Annotated in this window: 31 protein-coding genes, 1 tRNA gene and 1 riboswitch; of the genes, 21 read left to right on the top strand and 11 right to left on the bottom strand. The window is 69.1% G+C overall.

The annotated features are described in order from the left end of the window. Positions 1 to 58: 58 nt before the first annotated feature. Positions 59 to 391, top strand: coding sequence for a MoaD/ThiS family protein (locus IEZ15_RS22855; RefSeq protein ID WP_189279145.1), 333 nt, complete (start codon positions 59 to 61; stop codon positions 389 to 391). After that, on the top strand, positions 391 to 1341 hold the full coding sequence (locus IEZ15_RS22850; RefSeq protein ID WP_189279144.1) for a PLP-dependent cysteine synthase family protein: 951 nt from the start codon (positions 391 to 393) through the stop codon (positions 1339 to 1341). Before IEZ15_RS22855 ends, IEZ15_RS22850 begins: the two co-directional genes overlap by 1 nt. A gap of 249 nt (positions 1342 to 1590) precedes the next feature. Here the strand turns inward: IEZ15_RS22850 and IEZ15_RS22845 are convergent, their stop codons facing one another. After that, a complete protein-coding gene (locus IEZ15_RS22845; RefSeq protein WP_114244743.1) occupies positions 1591 to 2097 on the bottom strand; it encodes a type II toxin-antitoxin system PemK/MazF family toxin in 507 nt (168 codons plus the stop codon). 177 nt (positions 2098 to 2274) lie between these two features. Here IEZ15_RS22845 and IEZ15_RS22840 point away from each other — a divergent pair, with 177 nt between their 5' ends. Next, positions 2275 to 3027, top strand: a complete 753-nt coding sequence (locus IEZ15_RS22840; protein WP_189279143.1) for an MBL fold metallo-hydrolase — start codon at positions 2275 to 2277, stop codon at positions 3025 to 3027. Positions 3028 to 3108: 81 nt separating this feature from the next. Here the strand turns inward: IEZ15_RS22840 and IEZ15_RS22835 are convergent, their stop codons facing one another. Next, entirely contained in the window at positions 3109 to 4374 is a 1266-nt protein-coding gene (locus IEZ15_RS22835; protein ID WP_189279142.1) for a PTS transporter subunit EIIC, read from the bottom strand. A 259-nt stretch (positions 4375 to 4633) separates the two neighbouring features. After that, on the bottom strand, positions 4634 to 5944 hold the full coding sequence (locus IEZ15_RS22830) for a PTS transporter subunit EIIC (protein ID WP_189279141.1): 1311 nt from the start codon (positions 5942 to 5944) through the stop codon (positions 4634 to 4636). A gap of 222 nt (positions 5945 to 6166) precedes the next feature. Between IEZ15_RS22830 and IEZ15_RS22825 the strand changes: the two genes are divergently transcribed. From IEZ15_RS22825 to rdgB, 4 genes are all read left to right on the top strand, one after another. Continuing rightward, the gene (locus tag IEZ15_RS22825; protein WP_014156020.1) at positions 6167 to 6400 is read left to right on the top strand and encodes a PTS sugar transporter subunit IIB; all 234 of its coding nucleotides are present in this window, start codon (positions 6167 to 6169) and stop codon (positions 6398 to 6400) included. 121 nt (positions 6401 to 6521) lie between these two features. After that, positions 6522 to 7259 carry a ribonuclease PH gene (rph, locus tag IEZ15_RS22820; protein ID WP_189279140.1) on the top strand — a complete coding sequence of 246 codons (738 nt, stop codon included), beginning with the start codon at positions 6522 to 6524 and terminating at the stop codon, positions 7257 to 7259. Between the two features lie 102 nt (positions 7260 to 7361). Further along, positions 7362 to 7754, top strand: coding sequence for a DUF8711 family protein (locus IEZ15_RS22815; protein WP_114244738.1), 393 nt, complete (start codon positions 7362 to 7364; stop codon positions 7752 to 7754). A gap of 21 nt (positions 7755 to 7775) precedes the next feature. Beyond that, on the top strand, positions 7776 to 8384 hold the full coding sequence (rdgB, locus tag IEZ15_RS22810; RefSeq protein WP_189279139.1) for an RdgB/HAM1 family non-canonical purine NTP pyrophosphatase: 609 nt from the start codon (positions 7776 to 7778) through the stop codon (positions 8382 to 8384). 54 nt (positions 8385 to 8438) lie between these two features. Here the strand turns inward: rdgB and IEZ15_RS22805 are convergent. Together IEZ15_RS22805 and bcp are read right to left on the bottom strand one after the other, a co-directional pair. Then, positions 8439 to 8522, bottom strand: a tRNA-Leu gene (locus IEZ15_RS22805). Positions 8523 to 8690: 168 nt separating this feature from the next. Continuing rightward, complete coding sequence (gene bcp, locus IEZ15_RS22800; RefSeq protein ID WP_189279138.1) at positions 8691 to 9158, bottom strand: thioredoxin-dependent thiol peroxidase; 468 nt, start codon at positions 9156 to 9158, stop codon at positions 8691 to 8693. Between the two features lie 128 nt (positions 9159 to 9286). Here bcp and IEZ15_RS22795 point away from each other — a divergent pair, with 128 nt between their 5' ends. The 3 genes from IEZ15_RS22795 to IEZ15_RS22785 all read left to right on the top strand — a co-directional run bounded on the left by IEZ15_RS22795 (position 9287) and on the right by IEZ15_RS22785 (position 10489). Continuing rightward, positions 9287 to 9607 carry a DUF3618 domain-containing protein gene (locus IEZ15_RS22795; protein ID WP_114244734.1) on the top strand — a complete coding sequence of 107 codons (321 nt, stop codon included), beginning with the start codon at positions 9287 to 9289 and terminating at the stop codon, positions 9605 to 9607. A gap of 61 nt (positions 9608 to 9668) precedes the next feature. After that, positions 9669 to 10007, top strand: a complete 339-nt coding sequence (locus tag IEZ15_RS22790) for a GroES family chaperonin (RefSeq protein WP_030923137.1) — start codon at positions 9669 to 9671, stop codon at positions 10005 to 10007. A 56-nt stretch (positions 10008 to 10063) separates the two neighbouring features. Then, positions 10064 to 10128: riboswitch (guanidine-III (ykkC-III) riboswitch) on the top strand. A gap of 40 nt (positions 10129 to 10168) precedes the next feature. Beyond that, the gene (locus tag IEZ15_RS22785; RefSeq protein ID WP_189279137.1) at positions 10169 to 10489 is read left to right on the top strand and encodes a DMT family transporter; all 321 of its coding nucleotides are present in this window, start codon (positions 10169 to 10171) and stop codon (positions 10487 to 10489) included. Here IEZ15_RS22785 and IEZ15_RS22780 read toward each other — a convergent pair. After that, positions 10483 to 12972: a transglycosylase domain-containing protein gene (locus IEZ15_RS22780; RefSeq protein ID WP_189279136.1), complete on the bottom strand. Its 2490-nt coding sequence runs from the start codon at positions 12970 to 12972 to the stop codon at positions 10483 to 10485. The genes IEZ15_RS22785 and IEZ15_RS22780 overlap by 7 nt on opposite strands. A 170-nt stretch (positions 12973 to 13142) precedes the next feature. Between IEZ15_RS22780 and IEZ15_RS22775 the strand changes: the two genes are divergently transcribed. The 4 genes from IEZ15_RS22775 to IEZ15_RS22760 are packed head-to-tail and all read left to right on the top strand — an operon-like array spanning position 13143 to position 16632. After that, complete coding sequence (locus tag IEZ15_RS22775) at positions 13143 to 13943, top strand: ABC transporter permease (protein ID WP_114244731.1); 801 nt, start codon at positions 13143 to 13145, stop codon at positions 13941 to 13943. Between the two features lie 13 nt (positions 13944 to 13956). Further along, positions 13957 to 14817, top strand: coding sequence for an ABC transporter permease (locus IEZ15_RS22770; RefSeq protein ID WP_373302604.1), 861 nt, complete (start codon positions 13957 to 13959; stop codon positions 14815 to 14817). A 44-nt stretch (positions 14818 to 14861) separates the two neighbouring features. Continuing rightward, positions 14862 to 15926, top strand: coding sequence for an ABC transporter ATP-binding protein (locus IEZ15_RS22765; protein WP_189279135.1), 1065 nt, complete (start codon positions 14862 to 14864; stop codon positions 15924 to 15926). A 31-nt stretch (positions 15927 to 15957) separates the two neighbouring features. Next, on the top strand, positions 15958 to 16632 hold the full coding sequence (locus IEZ15_RS22760; protein WP_189279223.1) for a DUF1707 SHOCT-like domain-containing protein: 675 nt from the start codon (positions 15958 to 15960) through the stop codon (positions 16630 to 16632). Positions 16633 to 16675: 43 nt separating this feature from the next. Here IEZ15_RS22760 and IEZ15_RS22755 read toward each other — a convergent pair whose 3' ends face one another. Continuing rightward, complete coding sequence (locus IEZ15_RS22755; protein WP_189279134.1) at positions 16676 to 17926, bottom strand: SGNH/GDSL hydrolase family protein; 1251 nt, start codon at positions 17924 to 17926, stop codon at positions 16676 to 16678. 219 nt (positions 17927 to 18145) lie between these two features. On the opposite strand from IEZ15_RS22755, the gene IEZ15_RS22750 reads away from it, so the two are divergent. Beyond that, positions 18146 to 19528, top strand: coding sequence for a DUF445 domain-containing protein (locus tag IEZ15_RS22750; protein WP_229846050.1), 1383 nt, complete (start codon positions 18146 to 18148; stop codon positions 19526 to 19528). Positions 19529 to 19706: 178 nt separating this feature from the next. Here IEZ15_RS22750 and IEZ15_RS22745 read toward each other — a convergent pair whose 3' ends face one another. After that, entirely contained in the window at positions 19707 to 20009 is a 303-nt protein-coding gene (locus IEZ15_RS22745) for a hypothetical protein (RefSeq protein ID WP_114244728.1), read from the bottom strand. 176 nt (positions 20010 to 20185) lie between these two features. Between IEZ15_RS22745 and IEZ15_RS22740 the strand changes: the two genes are divergently transcribed. The 3 genes from IEZ15_RS22740 to IEZ15_RS22730 are packed head-to-tail and all read left to right on the top strand — an operon-like array spanning position 20186 to position 22909. Continuing rightward, the gene (locus tag IEZ15_RS22740) at positions 20186 to 21688 is read left to right on the top strand and encodes an MFS transporter (protein ID WP_189279132.1); all 1503 of its coding nucleotides are present in this window, start codon (positions 20186 to 20188) and stop codon (positions 21686 to 21688) included. Beyond that, positions 21685 to 22287 (top strand): TetR/AcrR family transcriptional regulator, encoded by a 603-nt coding sequence (locus tag IEZ15_RS22735; RefSeq protein WP_229846049.1) that lies wholly within the window; start codon positions 21685 to 21687, stop codon positions 22285 to 22287. Before IEZ15_RS22740 ends, IEZ15_RS22735 begins: the two co-directional genes overlap by 4 nt. Before the next feature lie 55 nt (positions 22288 to 22342). Beyond that, entirely contained in the window at positions 22343 to 22909 is a 567-nt protein-coding gene (locus tag IEZ15_RS22730; protein WP_189279131.1) for a hypothetical protein, read from the top strand. A 43-nt stretch (positions 22910 to 22952) separates the two neighbouring features. Here the strand turns inward: IEZ15_RS22730 and IEZ15_RS22725 are convergent, their stop codons facing one another. Beyond that, positions 22953 to 23516, bottom strand: coding sequence for a MepB family protein (locus IEZ15_RS22725; RefSeq protein ID WP_189279222.1), 564 nt, complete (start codon positions 23514 to 23516; stop codon positions 22953 to 22955). Positions 23517 to 23723: 207 nt separating this feature from the next. Between IEZ15_RS22725 and IEZ15_RS22720 the strand changes: the two genes are divergently transcribed. After that, positions 23724 to 24014, top strand: a complete 291-nt coding sequence (locus IEZ15_RS22720; RefSeq protein ID WP_189279130.1) for a hypothetical protein — start codon at positions 23724 to 23726, stop codon at positions 24012 to 24014. A 554-nt stretch (positions 24015 to 24568) separates the two neighbouring features. Then, a complete protein-coding gene (locus IEZ15_RS22715) occupies positions 24569 to 25324 on the top strand; it encodes an IPT/TIG domain-containing protein (protein WP_189279129.1) in 756 nt (251 codons plus the stop codon). Here IEZ15_RS22715 and IEZ15_RS47110 read toward each other — a convergent pair. Continuing rightward, complete coding sequence (locus IEZ15_RS47110) at positions 25244 to 25675, bottom strand: NADPH-dependent FMN reductase (RefSeq protein ID WP_189279221.1); 432 nt, start codon at positions 25673 to 25675, stop codon at positions 25244 to 25246. The genes IEZ15_RS22715 and IEZ15_RS47110 overlap by 81 nt on opposite strands. Positions 25676 to 25758: 83 nt before the next feature. Further along, a complete protein-coding gene (locus tag IEZ15_RS22705) occupies positions 25759 to 26106 on the bottom strand; it encodes a hypothetical protein (RefSeq protein ID WP_114244724.1) in 348 nt (115 codons plus the stop codon). 445 nt (positions 26107 to 26551) lie between these two features. On the opposite strand from IEZ15_RS22705, the gene IEZ15_RS44935 reads away from it, so the two are divergent. After that, a partial coding sequence (locus tag IEZ15_RS44935; RefSeq protein WP_308427431.1) for a tectonin domain-containing protein occupies positions 26552 to 26757 on the top strand: 206 nt, incomplete at its 3' end.

Here is a 26757-nt window from a genome sequence, read left to right as displayed (position 1 = left end):
GCGGGGGCAGAGCCGCGCGCCCCACGCCACCTCTCCGCTTTCGACAGGAGCCCACGCCATGGCCATCGAGGTCCGCATCCCGACCATCCTCCGCACCTACACCGACGGCGCCAAGGCCGTCGAGGGCAACGGGGAGACCCTCGCCGACCTCTTCACGGACCTGGACAGCCGCCACAACGGCATCCGTGAGCGCATCGTCGACGGTGACCAGCTCCGTCGCTTCGTGAACGTCTACCTCAACGACGAGGACGTCCGCTTCCTCGACGGCATCTCCACCAAGCTCAGCGACGGCGACAGCGTCACCATCCTCCCGGCCGTCGCCGGAGGAGCCGCCGGGGCGAAGCCCTGTCCGGCCGGGGTGGCGGTCGGGCGACGGGCGGGCATGAACTGATGCGGTACGACAGCCCGCTCGCCGCGGTGGGCAACACCCCGCTCGTCCGCCTGCCGCGGCTGTCACCGTCGACCGACGTCCGCATCTGGGCCAAGCTGGAGGACCGCAACCCCACCGGCTCGATCAAGGACCGCCCCGCGCTCCACATGGTCGAACAGGCCGAGAAGGACGGCCGGCTGACCCCCGGCTGCACCATCCTGGAACCCACCAGCGGCAACACCGGCATCTCGCTCGCCATGGCGGCCAAGCTCAAGGGCTACCGCATCGTGTGCGTCATGCCGGAGAACACCTCCCAGGAACGGCGCGACCTGCTCGCCATGTGGGGCGCCGAGATCATCTCCTCCCCGGCGGCGGGCGGCTCCAACACGGCCGTACGCGTCGCCAAGGAACTGGCCGCCGAGCACCCCGACTGGGTCATGCTCTACCAGTACGGCAACCCGGACAACGCGGGCGCCCATTACGCCACCACCGGCCCGGAGATCCTCACCGACCTCCCGTCCATCACCCACTTCGTGGCGGGCCTCGGCACCACCGGCACGCTCATGGGCGTCGGCCGCTACCTGCGCGAGCACAAGCCCGACATCAAGATCGTCGCCGCCGAGCCGCGCTACGACGACCTGGTCTACGGGCTCCGCAACCTCGACGAGGGCTTCGTCCCCGAGCTCTACGACGCCTCCGTCCTCACCACCCGCTTCTCCGTCGGCTCCGCGGACGCCGTCACCCGTACCCGCGAACTGCTCCAGCAGGAGGGCATCTTCGCGGGCGTCTCCACCGGCGCCGCCCTCCACGCCGCGATCGGAGTGGGAAACAAGGCCGTCAAGGCGGGGGAGCCGGCCGACATCGTCTTCGTCGTCGCGGACGGCGGCTGGAAGTACCTGTCGACGGGCGTCTACACGGCCCCGACAACAGAAGCGGCCATCGAAACGCTGCACGGCCAGCTCTGGGCGTAACCCGTCCTGATTCGCCGGACGAGCCGAACATCCAGCCCGTCCGGCGATCGAGGACATCTTTCGGCCTCGTCGGCGTTCGATGCGCGAGGCCCGGGGCGGAGCCCCGCGTGCACCCCGGCCCCTCCGGCGTCCGAGGAGCGGAGCCCCCGGTTCCGGGAAGGGGCGGCTGGGGGAACAGGCCCGCCGCAGGCGCCCCCGCCGCGGCCCCGCCTCCACGCTCGCCCGCGCCCCGCCGCAGGCGCCCCCACCTCACCCAAGCCCCCGAACCCGCTCCCACACCTCCGGATCCACCACTCCCACCCGTCGCCGGAACCCCCGCACGGCAACCTCCCGCAACTCATCCGTCTCCAGGAAGCTCTCCCGCCCCCGAGCATCCCCCACCGTCCCCGTAGGCAGCGCGATCACCCCGGGCCGTTCCTCGTGATACTTGCTGGTGATCTTCGCGACGAGCGCCGAGTCACCCCGTACCGACAGCACCAGGCAGGGCCGGTCCTTCGCCCCGGGCCTGTCCTCGTACGGCACCGCGGCCCACCAGATCTCACCCGGCCGCGGCCTGCGCTCCGGCCCGGGCCCACGCCCCGGCCCCGCCGGTGGACGCCTCCGCCCGCCCGGACGCCCACCGGAGCGCGTACCCGCTGACCTGCCGGAGCGGCCCCGGGGCCGTTGCCCGCCCCGCCCCCGCCCATCGGCGACCGCTACGACGAGCGCGAGCAGGACGACAACGGCAATCGCGATCCACCACCAGGACATGCCCATGTCCCGACCGTACCGGCGTCCCCGCCTCTTCCATCGAACCGGTGACAGAGCAGGTGAGTTCCCCCACAACGGACGGCCGTGGAGGAGCGACCGGCTGTTTCGCGCCTTACGCTCGACAAACCGCTCAACAGACCGCACGAACCCTCCCCGTTCCCACGTCTCGGAGGTTCACGCTCCATGAAGCTCACCGTCGTCGGCTGCTCCGGCTCGTTCCCGTCCGCGGGATCAGCATGTTCGAGCTACCTCGTAGAGGCCGACGGCTTCAGGCTGCTCCTCGACATGGGCAACGGCGCCCTCGGTGAGCTGCAGCGCCATGTCGGTCTCTACGACCTCGACGCCATCTTCCTCAGCCACCTCCATGCCGATCACTGCATCGACATGTGCGCGTACTTCGTCGTCCGCTACTACCGGCACGACGGCGGCCGTCCCGCCCCGATCCCGGTCTACGGTCCCGACGGCACCGAGCAGCGGCTGACCACCGCCCACGCCGACACCCCGTCCGAGCGGTCGATGAGCGAGGTCTTCGACTTCCACACGCTGAAGCCGGGCTCGTTCGAGATCGGCCCCTTCTCGGTCCGTACGGAGAAGGTCTGCCACCCCGTCGACTCCTACGCCATCCGGCTCGAGCACGGCGGCCGCTCGCTCACGTACTCCGGCGACACGGGTGCCTGCGAGGCCCTGGACGAACTCGCCGAGGGCGCCGACCTGTTCCTCTGCGAAGCATCGTTCGTCCATGGCAAGGAGGACATCCCGGACCTCCACCTCAATGGCCGCGAGGCGGGCGACATCGCCGCCCGCGCCGGGGTGGGACGGCTCGTCCTCACCCACATCCCGCCGTGGACCGACGCCGACCGCAACCTGGCCGATGCCCGCCTGCTCTACAGCGGGCCGGTGGAGGTGGCGGCACCGGGCGCGGTCTACGAGATCTGACCGTCCCGCACATCCGGTGCACGACGAAGCCCTCACCTCCCGCGGGGAAGGTGAGGGCTTCGTCGTGCGCCGGGGTGAGGCCTACTTCGCCTCGGCCTTGAGGAGCTCGGCAAGCTCCTCGTCGGACTCGCGGCCCGGAGTCGGCAGGTTGAACCTGGTGATCGCGAAGCGGAAGACCACGTAGTAGACCACCGCGAAGCAGAGGCCGACCAGGACCAGCAGCCATGGCTTGCTCGCGATGCCGAGGTTCAGGAAGAAGTCGACCGCACCCGCGGAGAAGCCGAAGCCATCCTTCATGCCGAGGCCCCAGGTAAGGGCCATCGAGACACCGGTGAGCACCGCATGGATCGCATACAGCGCCGGTGCGATGAACATGAAGGTGAACTCGATCGGCTCGGTCACGCCGGTCACGAAGGCGGTGAGCGCGAGGGAGAACATCATGCCGCCGACGACCTTGCGGCGCTCCGGACGAGCACAGTGGACGATCGCGAGGCAGGCTGCCGGGAGGGCGAACATCATGATCGGGAAGAAGCCGGTCATGAACTGTCCGGCCGTCGGGTCACCGGCCAGGAAGCGGTTGATGTCGCCGTGGGCGCCGTTGTACTCGCCCGCCTGGAACCACGGGAACGAGTTCAGCAGGTGGTGCATGCCGACCGGGATCAGCGCACGGTTGGCCACACCGAAGATGCCCGCTCCGACCGCGCCGGAACCGACCAGCCACTCACCGAAGTTGTGCAGCACGGTGCCGAGTACCGGCCAGACGTAACCGAAGACGATGCCGATGAGCAGACCCGCGAAGGCGGAGAGGATCGGAACCAGGCGGCGGCCGCCGAAGAAGCCCGCCCAGGCCGGCAGCTTCGTCCGGTAGAACTTCTGGTAGAGCAGCGCGACGACGATGCCCATCACCACACCGCCGAGGACTCCTGCGTCCACGGGGGCGTCCGTCATGACTATCTTGCCGTCGACCACCGTCGCGATCTTCGGAAGATTGCTGTCCGTGAAGGTGGCGAGCACCTTCTGGAAGACCAGGTAGCCGGTGACGGCCGCGAGCGCGGTCGAGCCGTCCGACTTCTTGGCGAAGCCGATCGCGATACCGACGGCGAACAGCAGCGCCAAGTTGGCGAAGATCGCGTTACCACCCGCGTCCATGAAGCTCGCGATCTTGGTGACGAAGTCCGGGAACGACTCTCTGCCGAGCATGTCGTTGTGACCGAGCCGGACCAGCAGCGCGGCAGCGGGCAGCACCGCGACCGGCAGCATGAGGCTGCGGCCGATGCGCTGCATGACCGCCATCACGCCGGCGCCCTTCTTCTTGGTGACCGCGGGTGCGGTGTCTGCCGTGGACATCAACTTCCTCCATTGGGCAAGGCACCGCCCAGGTCATTGACGAGGGGAGGCGGCGACTCGGGAAACGCGGCAGAACGCACGCGGTCTGGACCACTCAGTGGTGTAGACCAGTTGTAGCACGGTGTGGGTGAGATAAGGAACCTGCAATTTCCGACTACTTCGCATTAGCCATCACCCACGCTCGGTGACATGGCGAGGGCCCCCGGACCGCAAGGGTCCGAGGGCCTGCTCCGGCCGGGCCGAAAGCTCGGCTGAAGTGCTACTTCGTGAGGTTCCTCTCGATCTCCTCCTCCAGCTCGTCGGGCTCCCGGCCCGGAGTCTGGAGATTGAATTTGGTGATCGCGAACCGGAAGATCACGTAGTACACGATGGCGAAGGCCAGACCGATCGGAATGATCAGCCAGGGTTTGGTCGCCAGGTGCCAGTTGATGACGTAGTCGATCAGCCCGGCGGAGAAACTGAAGCCGTCCTTGATCCCGATCGCCCATGTCACCGCCATCGAGACACCGGTGAGCACCGCGTGGATTGCGTAGAGCAGCGGTGCGACGAAGAGGAACGAGTACTCGATCGGTTCGGTGATTCCCGTCACGAACGACGTCAGGCCGACCGAGAGCATCATGCCGCCGACCGCCTTTTGGCGGTGCGGCTTGGCGCAGTGGTAGATCGCCAGCGCCGCCGCCGGGAGGGCGAACATCATGATCGGGAAGAAGCCCGAGGTGAACTGACCGGCCGTCGGGTCGCCCTGCAGGAACCGGTTGATGTCACCGTGCACGACCGTCCCGTCCGGCTTGGTGAAGTCGCCGAACTGGAACCAGACGAAAGTGTTCAGGAACTGGTGGAGGCCGATGACCAGCAGTGCGCGGTTGGCGACACCGAAGATGCCGGAGCCCACCCAGCCCAGGTCCACCAGCCACTTGGAGAAGCTGGTCAGGCCGTCGCCGATCGGCTGCCAGAGCCACGCGCACAACGCCCCGAGGAGGAGGCCGACGAACGCCATGATGATCGGGACGAGCCGGCGGCCGTTGAAGAAGCCCAGCCAGTCCACCAGCTTGACCCGGTGGTACCGCTGCCAGAACCAGGCGGACAGCAGACCCATCACGATGCCGCCGAACACCCCGGGGTTCTGGTACTCCGCGGCCGTGACCTTGGCGTTGCCGGTGACGCAGGTGCCGAACCAGGTGCCGCCCGAAGTGAACGTGGAACCGGGCGCACAGTCCACCGGGAAGGCGTGCAGCACCGCGTAATAGACGAGGAAGCCGGTCACCGCGGCGAGCGCGGTCGAACCGTCCGACTTCTTCGCCATGCCGATGGCGACGCCGACGCAGAACAGCAGCGGAAGGCCGAGTCCCGAGTCGAGCAGCGCGCCACCCGCGGCCGCGAAGACCTTGGCGACATTGCCCCAATGCAGGCCCTTGTCACCGAATACGTCCGGCTGGCCCAGCCGGTTGAGAATGCCTGCCGCCGGCAGGACGGCGATCGGGAGCTGGAGGCTGCGGCCCATCTTCTGGAGGCCCTGGAAGAGGCCGTTCCACCACGTCTTCCGTGGAACTGCGGCGCTGCTCGAGCTCATCGGCATCCTCCCGGAACAAGGTGCGCCCGGCGGTTGTTGCAGAATGGTGTAGACCAGTTGAGGTACGGTGCGTAACCCGCCTGGAAGGCAGGGCACCGGTGATCGTCATCATTGGGGACGGTCCAGTCACTCGCTCGCGAAGCTGGGCCAAACGTGCGTTACGGTGACGAAACGGACCCATGGTGGGCCGTCGCACGCATGTGAACAACCAGGGAGAAGGCCATGGCCAGCAAGGCTGAGAAGATCGTCGCCGGGCTCGGCGGTATCGAGAACATCGACGAGATCGAAGGCTGCATCACGCGCCTGCGCACCGAGGTCCACGACCCCAGCAAGGTCGACGAAGCCGCGCTCAAGGCCGCCGGAGCCCACGGTGTCGTCAAGATGGGCACCGCGATCCAGGTCGTCATCGGCACCGACGCCGACCCCATCGCCGCCGACATCGAAGACATGATGTGACCAGCCGCCGAACCCCCCGCTGAGCCCAAGCGCCCAGCACCGACGCAGGCCCTGCCCACCCGGACGGGGCCTGCGGTGCACCCGAACGGCCGCCACCCCCGCACCCGATAAAGTCGACACCATGTCTCGTATCGACGGCCGCACCCCCGAACAGCTCCGCCCCGTCACCATCGAACGCGGATGGAGCAAGCACGCCGAAGGCTCCGTACTCATCTCCTTCGGCGACACCAAGGTCTTCTGCACCGCCTCCGTCACCGAAGGCGTCCCCCGCTGGCGCAAGGGCAGCGGCGAAGGCTGGGTCACCGCCGAATACTCCATGCTGCCCCGCTCCACCAACACCCGCGGCGACCGCGAATCCGTACGCGGCAAGATCGGCGGCCGCACCCACGAGATCAGCCGCCTCATCGGCCGCTCCCTGCGCGCCGTCGTCGACTACAAGGCCCTCGGCGAGAACACCATCGTCCTCGACTGCGACGTCCTCCAGGCCGACGGCGGCACCCGCACCGCCGCCATCACCGGCGCCTACGTCGCCCTCGCCGACGCCGTCACCTGGGCCCAGCACAAGAAGCTCGTCAAGCACGGCCGCAAGCCGCTGACCGACACCGTCTCCGCGATCAGCGTCGGCATCGTCGACGGCACCCCCCTCCTCGACCTCTGCTACGAGGAGGACGTCCGCGCCGAGACCGACATGAACGTCGTCTGCACCGGCGACGGCCGCTTCGTCGAGGTCCAGGGCACCGCCGAGACCACCCCCTTCGACCGCAAGGAACTGGGCGCCCTCCTCGACCTCGCCACCGTCGGCTGCGCAGACCTCACCGCTTTCCAGAACGAGGCCCTGGCCCGCACGCTGGGCGAGTAAAGAAGCAACCAAATACGCACCACGACGCGTCGTTACGAACACGGGCGCACGGGTCGAACCGTGCGCCCGTCCGCGTATCCGCACCTGGGGAGGAACCGCACCATGGCCGAGGCCACCCGCCACCGCCGCATCACCGTCGCGCTGACCCTGACCGCCCTCGCCCTCACCGCGACAGCCGGCTGCGGTGCCGTAGACAAGGCACTCGACTGCGTCCGCACCGCCGACGCCATCGCCACCAGTGTCGACAACCTCCAACAGGCCGTCTCCAACGCCTCGAACGACCCCACCCAGGCATCCGAAGCCCTCGACGACATCGAGAAGGAACTCGGCAACCTCGGCGACAAGACCGACAACGCCGACCTCGGCAAGGCCGTCGACAACCTGCAGTCGGGCGTCGGCAACGTCCGCGACTCCATCGACAAGGGCGACGCCACCCCCGACATCACCCCGGTCACCGACGCCGCCAAGGAGATCGGCAAGGTCTGCACGCCCTGACCACCCCCGATACTGGGTGACATGACCCGCCTCATCCTCGCCACCCGCAACGCCGGGAAGATCACCGAACTCCACGCGATCCTCGCCGACGCAGGCCTCGACCACGAGCTCGTCGGCGCGGACGCGTACCCCCACATCCCCGACGTCAAGGAAACCGGCGTCACCTTCGCCGAGAACGCCCTCCTCAAGGCCCACGCCCTCGCGAAGGCCACCGGCCACCCCGCCATCGCCGACGACTCCGGCCTCTGCGTGGACGTACTCGGCGGCGCCCCCGGCATCTTCTCCGCCCGCTGGGCCGGCACCCACGGCGACGACCGGGCCAACCTGGACCTGCTCCTGGCCCAGCTCTCCGACATCGACAACCCGCACCGCGGCGCACACTTCGCCTGCGCGGCGGCCCTTGCCCTCCCCGACGGCACGGAACGCGTGGTCGAGGGCCGCCTGCTGGGCACCCTGCGCCACACCCCGTCCGGCACGAACGGCTTCGGCTACGACCCGATCCTCCAGCCGGACGGCGAAACCCGCACCTGCGCGGAACTGACCCCGGCGGAGAAGAACGCGATCAGCCACCGCGGCAAGGCGTTCCGGGCGCTGGTGCCGGTGGTGCGGGAGCTGTTGAGCCAGGCGTAACGGGTACGAGAACGGCCTGCGAATCAAGTTCTTTGATTCGCAGGCCGTTTACTGTGCGGCGGAAGGGATTCGAACCCTCAAGCCGTTTCACGGGCCACAGATCCTAAGTCTGCTGTGTCGCCATTGCACCACCGCCGCCAGCCGTCAGACATGCTACCGGGGTGCGCCTGCGGGTCGGCAGGTACGGGGTCAGAATCTCGGGTCCGGCGTCTGGGCCGTGGCCAGTTCTGCCGCCTCCTCATGTGTCTCCATGGGATGTCCCTCACATCTTCTCGGCCGTTTGAGGAAGTCCTCGAAGGGCCCGGGTCAGATCCCGAGGTCCTTGATGATCTTGGCTACGTGGCCGGTGGCCTTGACGTTGTAGAGGGCTCGTTCGACCTTGCCCTCTTCGTCCACGACGATCGTGGAGCGGATGACGCCCGTCACCGTTTTGCCGTAGAGCTTCTTCTCGCCGAAGGCGCCGTATGCCTCAAGGGTCTCCTTGGTGGGGTCGCCGACCAGGGTGACCTGGAGGCTTTCCTTCTCGCGGAACTTGGCGAGCTTCTCGGGCTTGTCGGGGGAGACGCCGATGACGTCGTATCCGGCGCCGGCGAGCAGATCCAGGTTGTCGGTGAAGTCGCAGGCCTGCTTGGTGCAGCCGGGGGTGAGGGCGGCCGGGTAGAAGTAGACGATGACCTTGCGGCCCTTGTGGTCGGCGAGCGAGATCTCGTTGCCGTCGGCGTCGGGGAGGGTGAAGGCGGGGGCGGTGTCGCCGGGCTGGAGTCGCTCGCTCATGGTTCTCCTCAGGTGGCACGTGGGGTGTACGGGACCGAGCGTAATAGGGGTGCCGCCGGGTACGTGGGCGGTCGAGCTGACAGACTGTCGATGAAGGTTTACCGGACGAGGACCACGGAGGCGGCGCAGTGTCGGATGCCAGGACCCCTGCGCAGATCGAGGCGGACATCATCAGCAGGCGTGAGCAGCTTGCGGTGGTGCTCGATGAGATCGGGGTGCGGGTGCACCCGAAGACGATCATGGGTGATGCGAAGGCCAAGGCTGCCGAGGCCGTGGACCGGACGGCCGGGCGGGCTTTTGTGGCGGTGAACCGGACGGTGTCGGACGTGAAGGCGCAGTTTGTTTCCGAGGACGGTACTCCGCGTCTGGAGCGGGTGATTCCGGCGGCGTTGCTCGCGGTGGGTGTCGTGGGTCTGCTCGCGGTGTCGAAGCGGCGGCGGAAGAACTGATGCCGCGGTCCGTGTACCCCGGAGGGGCGCGGAGCTGCGGCGGACAGGTAGGTTGCGGGGCGTGAGCGAGAACACCGACGACAAGCTGCCCATCCGCATGCTCCATGACCGTGTGCTGGTCCGGTCCGATACGCCGGAGGGCGAGCGGCGCTCGGGTGGCGGCATTCTGATTCCGGCGACGGCTGCGGTCGGCCGTCGGCTGGCCTGGGCCGTGGTGGTCGCGGTGGGGCAGAACGTGCGGACGGTGGAGCCGGGCGACCGGGTGCTGTACGACCCCGAGGACCGTGCTGAGGTCGAGGTGCGCGGTGTGGCGTACGTGCTGATGCGCGAGCGGGATCTGCATGCGGTGGCGGCGGACCGGTTCGAGGGGTCGGTGGATTCGACCGGGCTGTATCTGTAGGCGGCAGCAGTTGCGAGTAGGGCCTGGTGACCGATGTCACCAGGCCCTTTGCATGTTCTTTGCTACGGTGGTGTGACCCCGACGAGACGCGCCGTACCGGGCTATGCAAAGACGACGCACCCCGTGTTGTTCGCGTTTTCTGTCTCGTCGGAGGTTCCGTCATGGCGTGGGTTCTGCTGATTGTCGCCGGTCTGCTCGAAGTGGGCTGGTCGATCGGGATGAAGTACACCGAGGGGTTCACCCGGCTGTGGCCCAGTGTGTTCACGGGTCTCGGGATCGTGATGAGCATGGTGTTGCTGTCCCATGCGGCGAAGACGCTGCCGATCGGTACGGCGTACGGCGTGTGGGTCGGTATCGGTGCGGCCGGTGCGGCGGTTCTCGGCATGGTGGTGCTGGGTGAGCCGGTGACCGCCGCCCGGATCTTCTTCGTCTCTCTGCTGCTGGTGGCCGTGGTGGGTCTGAAGGCGACCTCGGGTCACTGACGCGGTGCCGGGGCGCTCTGCGATGCCGGGGCGCTCTGTGGTGCCGGGGCGCTCTGTGGTGCCGGGGCGTTCTGTGGTGCCGGGGCGTTCTGTGGTGCTGGAGCGCTCTGTGGTGCCGGGGCGCCGCGGGCGCCCGGGCGGAAGTCGTAGCCGTCCTGGTCGCCGTTGTCCCCGCCGCCGTTCTCCGCGCCGCCGATTTCCGTTCCGCCGCCGGTCGGTGTGCCGGTCTCCGTGCCGCCGGTGGCAGGTTCGCTGCTGCCGGGGGGCGGCGGGCTGCTGGGCGGGATGCTCCCGGGGCTGCTGGGCGGTGTGACGGAGGGGGCCTCGGACGGTGTTCCGGTGGTGCCGGGGCTGGAGTTCTCCTCGGTGGGCTGGGCGGTTTTTTCGGCGCCGCTTTCGAGGTTGAGGTCGAAGTTCTCGACCGTGCTGCCGCGCAGCGCGGCCTCGGTGTACTGGGCCCAGGTCTGGGCGGGTGTGCCGCCGCCGTTGATGCGGGCCAGGCCGAGTGCTCCGTAGAGCGGTTTCTGTGCGCCGGTGTCGGGGTCCTGGCCCATGACGGCGATGACGGTGGTGAGGTCGGGGGTGTAGCCGGCGAACCAGGCGGCTTTGTCCTCTTCGGCGGTGCCGGTCTTGCCCGCGGCGGGGCGGCCGGCGCCCTGGGCGGCGATGCCGGAGCCGCTCTCGACGACGCTCTGAAGGATGGCGGTGGTGGTGTCGGCGGCTTCGCGGCTGACGGCCTGTTCGGTGTTCCTGCCGGGGAGTTCCAGGTCCTCGCCGCCCTTGCTGATCTTGTCGACGAGGGTGTACGCGCCGTGCCTGCCGTGGTTGGCGAGGGTGGCGTACGCCTCGGTCATGTCGAGGACGCTGGCGGTGGCGACGCCGAGCGCGATGGACGGGTAGGGGGTGAGATCGGGCGTGTTCTTGGGGATGCCGAGGTCGATGGCGGTCTGTTTGACCTTGTCGGGGCCGACGTCCTCGGCCATCTGGGCGTAGACGGCGTTGACGGATTTGTCGGTGGCGATGCGGACGGTGATGGGCCCGTAGTTGATGTCGTCCTCGTTGGCGGGGGCGTATCCGGTGGGTCCGTTCGGGCCTTGGACCATGCGTTTGTTGGTGCCGTCGTACACGGTGTTGGGGGTGATGCGCCGGCCGTCCTGGGTGGTGGAGCCGCCCTCGACGGCGGAGGTGAAGACGAAGGGTTTGAAGGTGGAGCCGACCTGGTAGTCGCGTCGGGTCGCGTTGTTCACGTACTGCTTGGTGTAGTCGATGCCGCCGTACATGGCGACGACCCGGCCGGTGCCGGTGTCGATGGAGGCGCCGCCGACGCGGACGTTGCGGTCGGCCTCGCGCTCTGTGCTCGTCCGGGACATGACGTTGTCTTCGACGGCTTTGACGAGCGCGTTCTGTTTCTTCTTCTCCAGTGTGGTGGTGATCCGGTAGCCGCCGGTGGCCAGGGTGTTCTCGTCGATGACCTCGTTGCTGGTGAGGTAGTCCTCGACGGCCTGGACGATGTAGCCGCGCTGTCCGGAGAGCCCGGTGGATGGCTTGGCCTTGCCGGGTACGGGGAATTTCATGGTGGCGCGTTCGCCGGCGGCGAGCCACTTCTCCTTGACCATGCCGTCGAGTACGTAGTTCCAGCGCGCGAGGGCCGCGGCCTTGTTCTGGGGGTGGACGACGACGTCGTAGGCGCTGGGGGCGTTGAGCAGGGAGGCGAGGTAGGCACCCTCGGCGGTGGTGATGTCGCCGATGTCCTTGCTGTAGTAGGCCTGTGCGGCGGCCTGGATGCCGTAGGCGTTGCGGCCGAAGTAGCTGGTGTTGAGGTAGCCCTCGAAGATCTGGTTCTTGGACTCCTCGCGGTCGAGCTTGACCGCGATGAAGAACTCCTTGATCTTGCGGATGAGGGTCTGTTCCTGGCCGAGGTAGTAGTTCTTGACGTACTGCTGGGTGATGGTCGAGCCGCCCTGTTTGCCCTTGCCGGTGAGGGTGTTCCAGGCGGCGCGGGCCATGGCTGTGAGGTCGACGGCCCGTTCGGAGTAGAAGTCGCGGTCCTCGGCGGCGAGGACGGCGTGCCGGACGGTGAGCGGGACCTGGGCGAGCTTGACGTTCTCCCGGTTGACCTCGCCGGAGCGGGCGATGACGCTGCCGTCCTTGTAGAGGTAGACGTTGGACTGCGCGGTGGCGCTGGCGTTGGCGGGCGGGATGTCGACGAGCTGGTATCCGGCGATGAAGCCGCCGATCAGGAGCAGGGCGACGACGACGAGTGCGCCGAGGACCATCCGCCAGGTGGGGACGGCGCGGCGCCATCTGGTGCGCTTGGGGCGTCTGTGTCTGTGCTTCGTCGCCCGGCCGGCTTTGCCGCTCTGATCTGCGCTGTTGCCGCCGTTGCCGCCGTTGCCGCTGTTGCTGCCGTGGGCGGACGGGTCCCCGGGGTTCCAGCCCCGGGGTTGGTGTTCCCCGTTCGGCTGCTGTGGCTCGTCGCTCATGTCCGTGCAGACTCCTCGGCCGCGGTCAATTCCCCCATAGTGCCCTTTTCTATGGAATAAGCCCCGGATCGACCCCTGAAAAGCGGTCGCGGCGGCCGTCCTCGTTGGACTAAGGTCTTGCGCTTTGGTGTCCAACGCCGTTGGGTGCCCGGGCGATGGGGGTGGATGCGGTGCGGCTGTACGCGGTGGTGGCGGCGGGTGGGTTCCGGCGCTATGCCACTTACCGGACCGCGACGGCGGCGGGGGTGTTCACCAACACCGTCTTCGGTTTCATCATGGCGTACACCTATGTGGCGCTGTGGGACGAGCGTCCGCAGCTCGGCGGTTACGACATGCCCCAGGCGCTCACCTATGTGTGGCTGGGGCAGGCGTTGCTGATGACCTGCGCCATGATGGGCGGCGGTTTCGAGGACGAGCTGATCGAGCGGATCCGCACGGGCGATGTCGCGGTGGATCTCTACCGGCCGGTGGACCTCCAACTGTGGTGGCTGGCGGGCGACTTGGGTCGGGCGGCGTTCCATCTGCTGGGTCGCGGCATCGTGCCGATGCTGCTGGGCTCGCTCGCCTTCGATCTGGCGCTGCCCGCCTCGCCGGGGGTCTGGCTCGCCTTCCTCGTCTCGGTGGCGCTCGGTGTCGTGGTCAGCTTTGCGATCCGCTATCTGGTGGCGCTCTCCGCGTTCTGGCTGCTGGACGGGGCGGGGGTGTCGCAGATGACGGCCCTGGCCGGGATGTTCTTCTCCGGGATGCTGCTGCCGCTGACGCTGTTTCCCGGGGTGCTGGGCGACGTGGCGCGGGTGCTGCCGTGGTCGTCGCTGCTCCAGGTGCCGGCCGATGTGCTGCTCGGCAAGAGCACGGGGTGGGGGCTGGTGGAGGCGTACGCCTTCCAGGGTGGCTGGGCGCTGACGCTGCTGCTGGTGGGGCGGTTGGTGCAGTCGGTGGCGACGAGGAGGGTGGTGGTTCAGGGTGGCTGAGACGGCCGGTGCGGTGGAGGTGACCGAGGCGGCGGGCCCGCCCGAGGTGGTGTTCGTCGAGCGGTCGAGGCTTGTCGAGGGGGTCCGGGCGTACGGGCTGATCGCGACGATGTGGCTGCGCTCGACGATGGCGTACCGCGCCTCGTTCGCGATGACGGCGTTCGGGAACTTTGCGGTGACCGCCTTCGACTTCGTCGCGATCCTGCTGATGTTCCAGCACGTGGATGCGCTGGGCGGTTACACGCTGGCGGAGATCGCGCTGCTGTACGGGGCCTCGGGCACCGCGTTCGGTCTCGCCGACCTGGTGATGGGCTCGATGGACCGGCTGGGGCGGCGGGTGCGCGACGGCACGCTGGACACGCTGCTGGTACGGCCGGTGCCGGTGCTCGCCCAGGTCGCGGCGGACCGGTTCGCGCTGCGCAGGATGGGGCGGATCACCCAGGGGGCGCTGGTCCTGGGGTATGCGCTGGTGACGCTGGACATCGGATGGACACCGCTGAAGGTGGCGATGATTCCGCTGATGCTGCTGAGCGGGGCGGCGATCTTCGCGGCGGTGTTCGTGGCCGGGGCGGCGTTCCAGTTCGTCGCGCAGGACGCCTCCGAGGTGCAGAATTCCTTCACGTACGGGGGAAACACGCTGCTCCAGTACCCGCCGTCGATCTTCTCGAAGGACTTGGTGCGCGGGGTCACGTTTGTTGTGCCGCTGGCCTTCGTGAACTGGCTGCCCGCGCTGTATGTGCTGGGCCGGGACTATCCGCTGGGCCTGCCGGACTGGGTGGCGTTCCTGCCTCCGGTGGTGGCGGGTCTGTGCTGGCTGCTCGCGGGCCTGGCCTGGCGCTCGGGCCTGCGCGCGTACCGCAGCACAGGCAGTTGACGAAAACATCGAGCAGGGCGAGGGCAAGGGCGAGGGCATCGGACATGAACGCAGAAACCCGCACCGACACCGGCACGGACATCCGCACGGACAACGGCAAGGGCACCGGCACCGGCTTCATCGAGCTCGACAACGTCGAAAAGGTCTTCGACGTGCGGCGCAAGACCGGCTTCATGCGCAGTGAACGCCGCCAGGTGCGAGCGGTCGACTCCATCAGCTTCCGCGTCGCACGCGGCGAGATGGTCGGCTACATCGGCCCGAACGGTGCCGGGAAGTCGACCACGATCAAGATGCTGACCGGCATCCTCACCCCGAGCGGCGGCCGGCTGCGGGTGGCGGGCATCGACCCGTCCAGGGAGCGTACGAGGCTGGCTCACCGCATCGGTGTGGTGTTCGGCCAGCGCACCACACTCTGGTGGGACCTGCCGCTGCGCGACTCGTACCGGCTGATGCACCGGATGTACCGGATTCCTGACGCCCGCTTCCGTGAGAATCTGGACCGTTGCGTCGAACTCCTCGATCTGGGCGAACTGTTGGACGTTCCCGTACGGCAGCTTTCGCTGGGGCAGCGGATGCGCGGCGATATCGCGGCGGCGCTGCTGCACGATCCCGAGGTGCTGTACCTGGACGAGCCGACGATCGGCCTGGACGTCGTCTCCAAGGCCAAGGTCCGTGGATTCCTGCGGGACCTGAATGCCGAGCGTGGCACGACCGTGCTGCTCACCACGCATGATCTGACGGACATCGAGCAGCTCTGCAAGCGTGTGATGGTGATCGACCACGGCCGTCTGATGTACGACGGGGCGCTCGCCGGACTGCATGAGGTGGGTGAGAGCGAGCGGATGCTGGTGGTCGACCTGGAGCGTCAACTCCCGCCGATCCGACTGGAGTCGGCGCCTTCGGTCCGTACGGTGAAGGTGGAGGGGCCGCGCCAGTGGCTGGCCTTCCCGGCCTCGGAGTCGGCCGCACCGCTGGTCGCCCGGATCGCGGCGGACTACCCGCTGGCCGACCTGTCGGTGCGGGAGCCCGACATCGAGGCCGTGATCGCGAAGATGTACGCGTCCGCCGACGGAATGGAGATCGGTGACGGGGGCGCACGCGTTCAATAGGCTGCGCGGTATGACAAGTGAGCTTCCGGAAATGCGTGCCTCCGATGCCGAGCGTGAGCGTGTCGCCGAGACCCTGCGCGAGGCGGTGGCCGAGGGCCGGCTGGAGATGGAGGAGTTCGAACAGCGGCTCGAAGCGACCTACAGGGCGCGTACGCATGGGGAGTTGGAACCGATCGTCCGAGACCTTCCGGCACCGGGCACGGCAGTTGCCCCGGTGGGTGCGGCCCCGGTACCGACCGGCTCGGCGGTGCGCTGGGCGGACCGTATCGGCAAGCCCGCCACGTCGGGCGGTGCGTTCGCGATCTGGGGCGGGTTCGGCCGCCGGGGGAACTGGACGGTGGGCCGCAAGTTCACCGCGTTCACGATGTGGGGCGGCGGTGAGATCGATCTGCGTGAGGCCGACTTCGAGGACCGCGAGGTGGTCATCCGCTGCTTCACGATCATGGGTGGTATGCGTGTGAAGGTCCCGCCGGAGCTGAACGCCCAGGTCAAGGGCATCGGCATCATGGGCGGCTTCCGTGAGCAATCGAAGGACGCGAGGACTGTGTCCCCGGACTCCCCGCGGGTGCGGATCACCGGCTTCGCGCTGATGGGCGGCGTCCGAGTGGAGCGCAAGCGGAGCAAGGCGCAGAAGCAGCGGCTGAGGGACGCGGAGCGGGCGCGGCTGGAGAAGGGCCGGGGGGCCTCGGGCCGCTCCGAGGACTGAGCCCGATCCGTCCTCCGGTCTTCCGCCGCCCCCGGCCCCACCGTCAGAGCTGGTCGGAGACGGGCCGGTCGTGTTGCAGGGCCGCCAGGTCGACCAGCGAACCCAGCCGCTGGTAGCCCGTGTCGTTCAGGTGGAGATGGTCGCCGCAGTCGTAGGCGGGCAGCAGCCGGGACGGGCGGTACGGGTCGCGGGCCGCCTTGTCGAAGTCGATGACCGAGTCGAAGATCCCGCCCGCCCGGATCAGCTCGTTGACCTGTTCCCGTACGGCGTTCCGTGCGGGCGTCCAGGTGCGGAACCCCTCGTACGGCATCAGCGTCGCCCCGACGACCCGCAGCCCGCGTGCGTGGGCGCGCTGGGTCATGGACCGCAGCGCGTCCGCGATGCGCTGCGGGTCGGTCTCCTGCGGGAACTGCTGCACATCGTTGATGCCGAGCGCGACGACGACCGTCTTCACCCCGGCGACGTCCAGTACGTCTCGGTCGAAGCGGGCGCTCGCCCGTACGCCGCGTCCGTCACGCAGGATGCGGTTGCCCGCGATGCCGGCGTTGACCACTCCGTACCGGCCGCTCAGCCGGTCGGCGAGCACGTCGGGCCAGCGGCTGTTCGCGTCGAGGGTGGAGCCGGTGCCCGCGGTGAGCGAGTCGCCGATCACCGCGATCGTTCCGGTGGCGGTCTCGTTGTGTACGTCGACGGCGGTGAGGTAGCGCCAGTCGGTGGTGCGCCGGGTGCCCCGCCCGTCCTCCACGTACGACGTCTGGTGGGTGCCCGGGTGGATGGTGACGGGGCCCTCGGCGGTGGGGGTGCGCAGGGTGACGACGAGATCGGCGTCGGCGGCGACCGGGACGAGGACCGGGTCGCTGACGATCTGTGCGCCCGCGGCGACGGTCACGGCGGCGGCGCCCCGGAAGGTCACGGGGCGGGTGTTGACCGTGGCGTGGTCCACGACCAGCGGGTGCGTGCCGAAGAGATTGGAGAGGGTGATGCGGGCCGCGTCGCCGCCGATGCTGGTGTGCACGACGTTACGGATGGTGCGCCGGGTCAGATCGCCGCCGTTGTACGTGTCGATCACCCCGGTGGTGGGGGCCGCCGCCCAGGTGCCGAGCCAGAGGCCGGTGGAGTGGGCCGGTGCGGCGGGCGTACGGGCCACGGACCGCGGGTCGGGTGCGGCGACCTGCTGCGACCGGGTGCCGGAGCCGGAGAAGAGCAGGGAGCCGGCGAACGCCACGCCGGCGGCGAGCGCTGCGGTGCCCGCCACGAGGGCGATGAGCAGGGCGTACCCCTGGCGCCTGGGCATGGACGGTGTGTCTCCTCGTGGTTGGACCGACCGGCCAATGGGCGGCGTTGCGGGGCCGGGCACGCGACGCCGCCCCCCATTTGCCGGTCGGTCTTAAATCGGACTGATCCCATGATGGGGCAAGGTGTCGGGAACTCGGCGTGCGGCCCGGGAGTAGGTCAGGTAAGGACAATGCGTACGGGACACCGGGGGCGATGCGTACGCGGACGGGTGGAGCGGATGGAACGGATCGATGGGACCGGACCCGGGGAACAGGGTGCGGGGCAGCCGGAGCGTGCCCGGGAGCAGTCGGCGGGCGCGGCCCGTCCCGCGCCGGGCGGCCGCCCGGCCCCTCTCGCCTCGTTCGCGTACACCGCAGCCGACGAGGAGAAGCGTCGCGGCGTACGCCGGATGAAGACCACGGCCACGGGCCTCCTTCTACTGGTCGCGCTCGTGTACGTTCTCGCCACCTGGGCGAAGAGCACGGGTGTGGGCGGCTGGCCCGGCTTCGTCGCCGCGGCCGCCGAGGCGGGGATGGTGGGTGCGCTGGCCGACTGGTTCGCCGTCACGGCGCTGTTCAAGCGCCCGCTCGGCCTGCCGATCCCGCACACCGCCATCATCCCCACCAAAAAAGACCAGCTGGGAGCCTCGCTGGGTTCCTTCGTCGGCGAGAATTTCCTCTCCGGCGATGTCGTACGCAGCCGTATCCACGCCCTGGGTATCGGTGGCCGGCTCGGCTCCTGGCTGGCCGAGCCGGAACACGCCGACCGGGTGACCGCCGAGCTGTCGACCGCGCTGCGCGGTGCGTTGACGGTGCTGCGGGACTCCGACGTGCAGGCCGTGGTGGGTGAGGCGATCACCCGGCGGGCCAATGCGGCGGAGATCGCTCCCGGTCTCGGCAAGATGCTGGAGAAGATCGTCGCGGACGGCGGCCACCGCAGGATGGTGGACCTGATCTGTGTGCGCGCCCACGACTGGCTGGTGCTGCACGGCGATTCGGTGATGGACGCCGTGCAGGGCGGGGCGCCGGGCTGGACGCCGCGGTTCGTCGACAAGCGGGTGGGGGAGCGGGTCTACAAGGAACTGCTGCGCTTCATCACGGAAATGCGGGACATGCCGGGGCACCCGGCGCGCGGTTCGATCGACACGTTCCTGACGGACTTCGCGGCCGACCTCCAGACGGACTCGGACACCCGGGCACGGGTGGAGCGGCTGAAGTCGGAGATCCTGGGGCGCGGCGAGGTCCAGGAGGTCATCGCATCGGCCTGGTCGTCGGTGCGCCAGATGATGATCGCGGCTGCGGACGACGAGCAGAGCGAGCTGCGGCTGCGTGCGCGGGCCTCACTGCTGACGTTCGGCGCGCGGCTGGCGACGGACGGGCGGATGCAGGCCAAGCTGGAGGGCTGGCTGGAGGACGCGGCGGTCTATGTCGTCACGACGTACCGCGCGGAGATCACGTCGCTGATCAGTGACACGGTCGCGAGCTGGGACGCGGACCAGACGTCGAAGAAGATCGAGGCACACATCGGCCGTGACCTGCAGTTCATCCGGATCAACGGCACGGTCGTGGGTGCGCTGGCGGGGCTGCTGATCTATACGGTGTCGCTGGCACTGGGGGCGTAGGGCCCGGGGTGTTCCGGCTCGTCGGAGCCGTGAGGGTTCCGGGTGCGTACCCGTCCTGTCGTATGGATACGCACCCGGCTTACGCGGGGGAGTGCCCTTGAATACGCACATGGCCCCGCCCGCGTTCAAAGCGTCCGGCAGATGATTGCCGGCTGATCACCGGCAATCCGTACGTGATTCAGGCGGCCCGGCGGGTGACCGCCCACGACGCGGCGGCCATGCTGCCCGCCACGGCGAAGACGGCCGGCCAGGCGCCTACCTTCTTGGCCAGCGGGTGCGAACCGGCGAACGCGGCGACATACGCCGTGGTCAGCCCGACGGCCGCGCGCGGCCCGGCCTGCCGGTTCCACTCGTACGCGGCGACGGTGCCCGCGGCGGCGAGGGCGACCCCGCCCAGCGGCCGCTTCTTGGTCCACCGCGCGACGGCGTACCCGCCGACCAGCCCGCTCGCCGCCACCGCCGCTGCCGGAACCTTCGCCATCGCAGCCACCTTCGCCTTCTTGTCTGAGTTGTCCGGACCCGGAGCCCGGGTCTTCGAGGCTAACGCGGCGTGCGGACTTTCTGTCGCCGAGGGGGTGCACAAGCGTTTACCCTGGGGGGTGAACGAGCGTGCACCCCTGCGTGAAGCCCCTGCCGACGAGCACCGTACGGAGAGCCATGCCCGCGGACATACCCGCCCCGACCGCCACCACGGATGAGGCCCCGCATCCCCGTTTCGCCGTAGGCGTCCTCGCCTTCTGCGGCGTCGTGGTCGCGGTCATGCAGACGATCGTCGTCCCGCTCCTCCCGCACATTCCGGCCCTCACCGGCGCGACCCCCGCCGCCGCGAGCTGGCTGGTCACCGTCACCCTCCTGACCGGCGCCGTCTTCACGCCCGTCCTGGGCCGGGTCGGCGACATGTACGGCAAGCGGCGGGTGCTCGTCGCCTCGCTCGTGGTGCTGGTGGTGGGCTCGGTCCTGTGCGCGGTCAGCTCCCACATCGGGGTACTGATCACCGGCCGCGCCCTGCAGGGTGCGGCGCTCGCCGTCGTACCGCTGGGCATCAGCATCCTGCGCGACGAACTCCCACCCGAGCGGGTGCTGTCCGCCGTGGCGCTGATGAGCTCCACGCTCGGCATCGGCGCGGCGGTCGGGCTGCCGGTCGCGGCGCTCGTCGTCGAGAACTTCGACTGGCACACGATGTTCTGGGTCTCGGGGGTGATCGGCGTCATCGACATCGTGCTGGTGCTGTGGTGCGTACCGGAATCCCCGCTCCGCACCCGCGGCCGGTTCGACGCCGTCGGCGCGCTGGGGCTGTCCGGGGCCCTGGTCTGTCTGCTGCTCGCGGTCACCCAGGGCGCCGACTGGGGCTGGACGTCGGCGCGGACGGTCGGTCTGCTGGTGGCCGCCGTCGTCGTGGCGCTGGTCTGGGGTGCGTACGAGCTCCGCGTCCCGACGCCGATGGTCGATCTGCGGGTCTCGGCCCGCCCGGCCGTCCTGCTCACCAACGTCGCCGCCCTGTTGATCGGCTTCGCCTTCTATGCGAACTCCCTGGTCACCGCGCAGATGGTGCAGGAGCCGAAGGCGACGGGTTACGGGCTCGGTGCCTCGCTCGTCGTCAGCGGGCTGTGTCTGCTGCCGGGCGGCGTGATGATGGTGGCGCTCTCGCCGGTCTCGGCGCGGATCTCCGCGAAGTACGGTCCGAAGGCGAGCCTGGCGCTGGCGGCGGGCGTGATCGCGGCCGGCTATGTGGTGCGGTACTTCACCAGCCACAGCCTCTGGCTGATCATCGCCGGTGCGACGGTCGTCGCCTCGGGCACGGCCATCGCGTACTCGGCGCTGCCCGCGTTGGTCATGCGCGGCGTACCGGTCAGCGAGACGGGCGCGGCCAACGGCCTCAACACCTTGATGCGGTCGATCGGGCAGGCCTTCTGCAGCGCGACGGTGGCCGCGGTCCTGGCCCACATCACGTTCCTGGTGGGCGGCCGGACGGCCCCGACGCTCCACGCCTACCAGGTGGTCTTCCTGATCGCGGCGGGCGCGGCGCTCGCGGCGTTGCTGGTCACGCTGTGCCTGCCGGGCGGCCGTACGCCCACGCCGGGTACGGTCGAAGAGAGCCGCAACGCCCCGGGCGACCGGAAGGACGGTGTGCGGACGATGCCGATCCAGGAGGGCGCATGACCAGCCGCCAGGCCACCGTTCCGGCCCCGGCTCCGGCCCCGGGACCGGAGCCGACCGCTGTCGATCCGGGCACGGGCCGGGACGCGATCCTGCGCGCCGCCCGCCGGGCGTTCACACAGCGCCCCTACGCCGAGGTGACCATAAGGGGGATCGCGGCCGACGCCGGAGTGAGCCCGTCCCTGGTCGTCAAGCACTTCGGCCGCAAGGAAGAACTCTTCAACACCGTCGCCGACTTCGGCCCCGCAGCCGCCGAACTCTTCGACGCCCCGCTCGACATGCTGGGCCGCCACATGGTGGTGACGCTGGTGAGCCGCCGTCGGGAACTGCAGTCCGACCCACTGCTGCGGGTCGTCTTCTCGCTCGGCAACCGCGACGAACGCTCCCTGCTGCGCGACCGCTTCCACGAACAGGTCACCGACGTACTGGCGGCCCGCCTCACCGGCCCCGAAAGCACCCTGCGCGCCGAACTGATCGCCGGCCACCTCCTCGGCCTCGGCGCCACCCTCAGCCTCCACCGCGAGGGCGCGGGCGCGGACGCCACCCCCGAACACATCGCGGACCTGTACGCGCCCGCGCTGCAGACCCTGATCACGGGGTGAGTGAGCGGCGATGCCGGGGATGTAAGGTCTGGGCCGACCGGAAGAGGGGGGCCTCATGTTCATCCGTACCAATGCGCGCGGCGCTGCGAAGGCCGTGGCCGCGGCAGCGGTTCTCGGTGCGTTCCTGGTGGGCTGCACCAGCGTCTCCACGTCGCAGGGGCCGGGTGGCGACGTTCCCTATGTGGACCCGTCCGTGAACGCGTCGGTTGCGGCGAAGGCGGCCGACGACGCCGTCGCGGCGCAGAGCGCCTCGGACGAGGCGAGTGCGGAAGCGGAGGCGGAGGCGGCTGCCGAGGCCGCCAGGAACAGGCCGGAGGCCGTACGCGACGCCTTCGCCGGCCTCCAGGCCACCCTGAACGACAACTGCACCCCGGGATCGGCGAACTGCGCCTACTTCCTGGGCCGGGTCAACGACGAACTGGCGCGCCTGGACAAGGCCATGAAGGCGGACGCTCAGGGACCCGGCCACTTCAAGGAGCCGCTGGCCCGGATCAGCGCCCTGCGCGAGACGCTGAAAGGTGACACCTCCACGGCCAACCTGGAGAAGCACCGCTCCGAACTGATCGGCACCCGCGACCGCATCAACACCTGGATGCAGGGCCACCCGGAGGACTACCGCTGACGGTCGCCGCCCCGTGCCGGCCGGGCCGGTCGGCACGGGGCCGTCACGGGTGATGGAGCGCCCGGGACCGGCCCGGGTCGACCGCCCCACCCTCTTCCGTGGGCAGGCCGATACGCAGGAAATAGTCCGCCTGCCACTCCTGCGTACGGCCGGCCTGGCGATTGGTCGTCGTCACCCAGGGCGGGTAGACGCGGAAGGCGCGCTTCCCACCGCGACCGTTCCTCGACACGATGCCCCGCTCGCAGAGCACGTCCCGCGGAAACACGAACTGCCCGAAATGGTCGGCGTCACGGGTGCTGATGACGAAGAGATCGACTGGGTCCGCGGAGTCGTAGGGCTGAATCGGCCCACCGGCGGACCGCTTCCACACCGTCACGAACTGGCCGACCTTCGTCGGGGTCGTCCTGGCCACCCGGAACCTGACGGCGGCGCCGTCCACGGTGAATACATGGGCCCCGTACTCGGCGCTCTCCGCCTCGGGCACCGGCCGGGAACATACGAACCCGCACGGGTCGTAGACCAGGGACTTCGCCGCGAGAAGGTCGGCGTGCACCGGCCCGTCGCACGACCAGGGCCCGGGTGCGGGTCCGGGCCCACAAGACGTCATCATTCATCCGATTCTGTCATCGCGCCGCAGGTGGCCCGCCGACGAGTGCACGGGACCGACCGCACCCGGGCTCGGCTGCCGCGGCCGGCCCCGAAGCCCCGCCCGGCCGACGGGGCTTCGCCATGCCCTGCCCCTGGCCGTCCGTCGCCCTCCCGGCGCTATGATCGGCGCACGATTTGAACTCGTTCAAAAAAGGGGGGACAGTTCATGCCCGAGCCGACCGTGCCCGACCCGACCGACACACCCGCCGTCGCCCTGGGCCCCACCGCACTCGTCCTCGGCGCCATCTCCGTCATAGGTACATGGGTGCCCGCGCTCGCGTTCGTCATGTTCCCATGGGCGATCATCGCCGGAGCCCTCGCCGTCACCCTCGGCACAGCGGGCATCCACTACGCCTGCCACGACACCGGCCGCCTGTGGACCGCAATCGCCGGAACCACCCTCGGCATCATCGGATTCGTCGGCACCATGACCCTCATCTGGGCGTTGAGCGCCTGACCCCGGAGCCCGCGCCGGGAGTCACTCGGCCCGCCCGACTCCTGCTGGGCGGGCCGCAGTTGCCTCGCCCTGGCTGGAGTCTCTATCAAACCCGGAACCGGTCACTGCGGGCCCCGAGGAATCCCGGGGCCCGCAGTGTCATGCCTGGCGTCCCGGCCTGCGAAAGGTCGGTGGTGCCGGTGGTGGCGCGGGGCCGGTTGCGTGCCCAGAGCTGAGCTCACCGCCGACAAGCTCCATCTGCCGGCCGACCTCGGCTCGGTGTACTCCATATGGCTGATTCTTCTGTTTATGCCCTTGTTGGTTATGCGCCCGCATGGGTCACTGTGGGTATCGAACCGGCGGGTCGCCCATCCCGTGCCGGGGAAACGTGGTATGGGCGACGTCCGCCGGTCTTTTTGCGTCTGTGCGCAGGGTGGCTGCCGTGCGGCATCGCGTGTCCCTCTGGAACTGCTCGCTCACCTGGATTGCCGGCTGGTTGCCGGCTGTCAGGCGGTGTGGCCGATCGGCCGGTTCGTGGTTTCTCCGTCCGTCTCATCCAGCAAGGGAGAACAGTCATGCCTATCTCTCCGAACGAGGGTTCCACCGGTGGCGGCACTCTGGTGACCATCACCGGCACGAACCTGTCCAACGCCGGTGCGGTGAAGTTCGGTTCCAAGTCCGCGACGGGTGTCACCCAGGTCTCGCCGACCCAGGTCACTGCCGTGTCCCCCTCGGGGGCCGGCACGGTCGGAGTCACCGTGACCACCCCGGGCGGGACCAGCAACCCGGTGCCGTTCTTCTACGTCGGCGCCCCGTTCGAGTCCTCACTGAGTGCCACCTCCGGCCCGCTGGGCGGCGGCAACAGCATCACCGTCAACGGCAACGGGCTGTCCACCGCGACCAGTGTGTCCTTCGGTGCTGTCACCGCCACCCCGACGGTGATCTCCGACAGTCAGATCAGCGTCACAGTGCCCGCAGGCGCCGCGGCCGGAACCGTGTCGGTGAGTGTGACGACCGCAGGCGGCACCAACAACGGCCTCTCCTACACCTACATCGACAACCCCACCATCACCACCATCGCCCCCAACTCCGGCCCGGCGTCCGGCGGGACGGCAGTGACCATCACCGGCACCAACTTCGACACGACCGACTCGGTTACCTTCGGTGCCGTTCACGCCCCGTTCACTGTCGTCAACGCGACCACCCTGTCCGTGGTCGCCCCGCCCACCACCGACGGCGCGCCCGGCCCGTCAGACGTCCGGGTCACCAACGCCGCCGGGACCGCCCTGGCAGCAGACGGATTCACCTACCTCGCCACTCCCGGCATCTGACCAAGAGTCCCAGCCGTGAGACGGTCCATCGGACCGTAGAGCGGCGACCGCGTCGACGTAGGCGCGGTCGCCGAACACCCCCGGCAGGGTCCCCGCGTACTCCGGCGTACAGACCAGAACGGCATCCGCCTCGTCGATTGCCGCACGCAACGCGACCACCGGCTCCGGCAGCGGCTCGGCGTCGTCATCGGGATTGAAGTGCGGGAGCGCCGCGAGGCCACCGTAGAGAACGGTCCGTACGCCGGCAGGACAGCCTGCACGGTGCGCAACACGGTCTCGTTGGAGGAGCCGTTGCGCAGACTTCCGGACAGCAAAAGGATCACCGCTGCGTCGGCATGTCCGGTCAACCAGTGACGGCCGGGCCTCATTCCCCGCATGAGAGAGGGGCCGCCCCCGGGCCGGCCCCTCTCTCGGTCTGCGCGGTGGTGGCGGGATCAGCTGAAGGCGACGGAACGGAGCTTCAGCCGGCTGGAGGCGTGGCCGCCGTGCGGCCGGAGGAGGAAGAAGTCGCCCTCGCAGTCGACGCCGGTGAAGACAACGGCGGTCGCGTCGGTGTTGTTCCGCGGAGAGCGGGCGGGGCTCGACGAACCGGGGTCGGCAACCTCCGGCAGGGTGATGCACACCCTGCTCGGCGGGTCGAACAGGAAGGCGACCTGCGGGGAGCCGTCGAGACCGCTGTACGTGTAGCTGAAGTTTCCGGAGGCCGCATCGGCCGAGGACGGCACAGCCACGATGAGCGCGAGCGCGCCGAGGGCGGCAGCCACGGTGGAACGAAGACGCATGAAGGGCACTCCTTGTACGGGAAAGAGAACGGAACCGGCCCAAGTCTGTGCCGCTGACCTGCGGTTACTGTCGGATATGGGGTTCCGTCACCCGGACGGGAGCTGCCGAATCGGTTCTGCCGACGGCCATGTGGGTCATGTACCGCACTCGCCGAGTTGACCGCCGCCTCGGCCGGGTCACGACGGCACGGGCGGCGCTTCGGAGACGGGGGCCGGTCGTTTGGTGGTGAACCGGTCGCGGTTCAGGACCTCTTGTGGGTTACGGCATTTCCGGCCTTCTGATTGCGTTGGGGCAGAGCCGCCTCCCGTGCGCATGGGGGAGTGAAATAAAACAAACGGCGATTTTTGGGCCATTTCATCAGTCAATCCACAAACGAGGTCGTTTGGGTGATCCCGTCGAGCGCCAAATTCCTCCTTGCAACGTTCGAGGCGAAGGGACACGAGCATGGCTGACTGGAAGCAAGTCTCTGGTGGTCTCACGACGATCTCGGTCGGGTCCAGGACTCATGTGTGGGGCGTGAACTCTCTGGGTCAGATGTACCGGTACACCGGGCATGACTCCAACCCGTGGGTCGGTATCCCCGGTAAGGCGGTGGATATCGGTGTGGCCGCCGATGGCACCGTCTGGCACGTCAACTCCGATGGTGGGAT

It is taken from the genome of Streptomyces atratus (assembly GCF_014648655.1).
Taxonomy (GTDB): domain Bacteria; phylum Actinomycetota; class Actinomycetes; order Streptomycetales; family Streptomycetaceae; genus Streptomyces; species Streptomyces atratus.
This window is presented reverse-complemented; position numbering and strand designations above follow the sequence as displayed.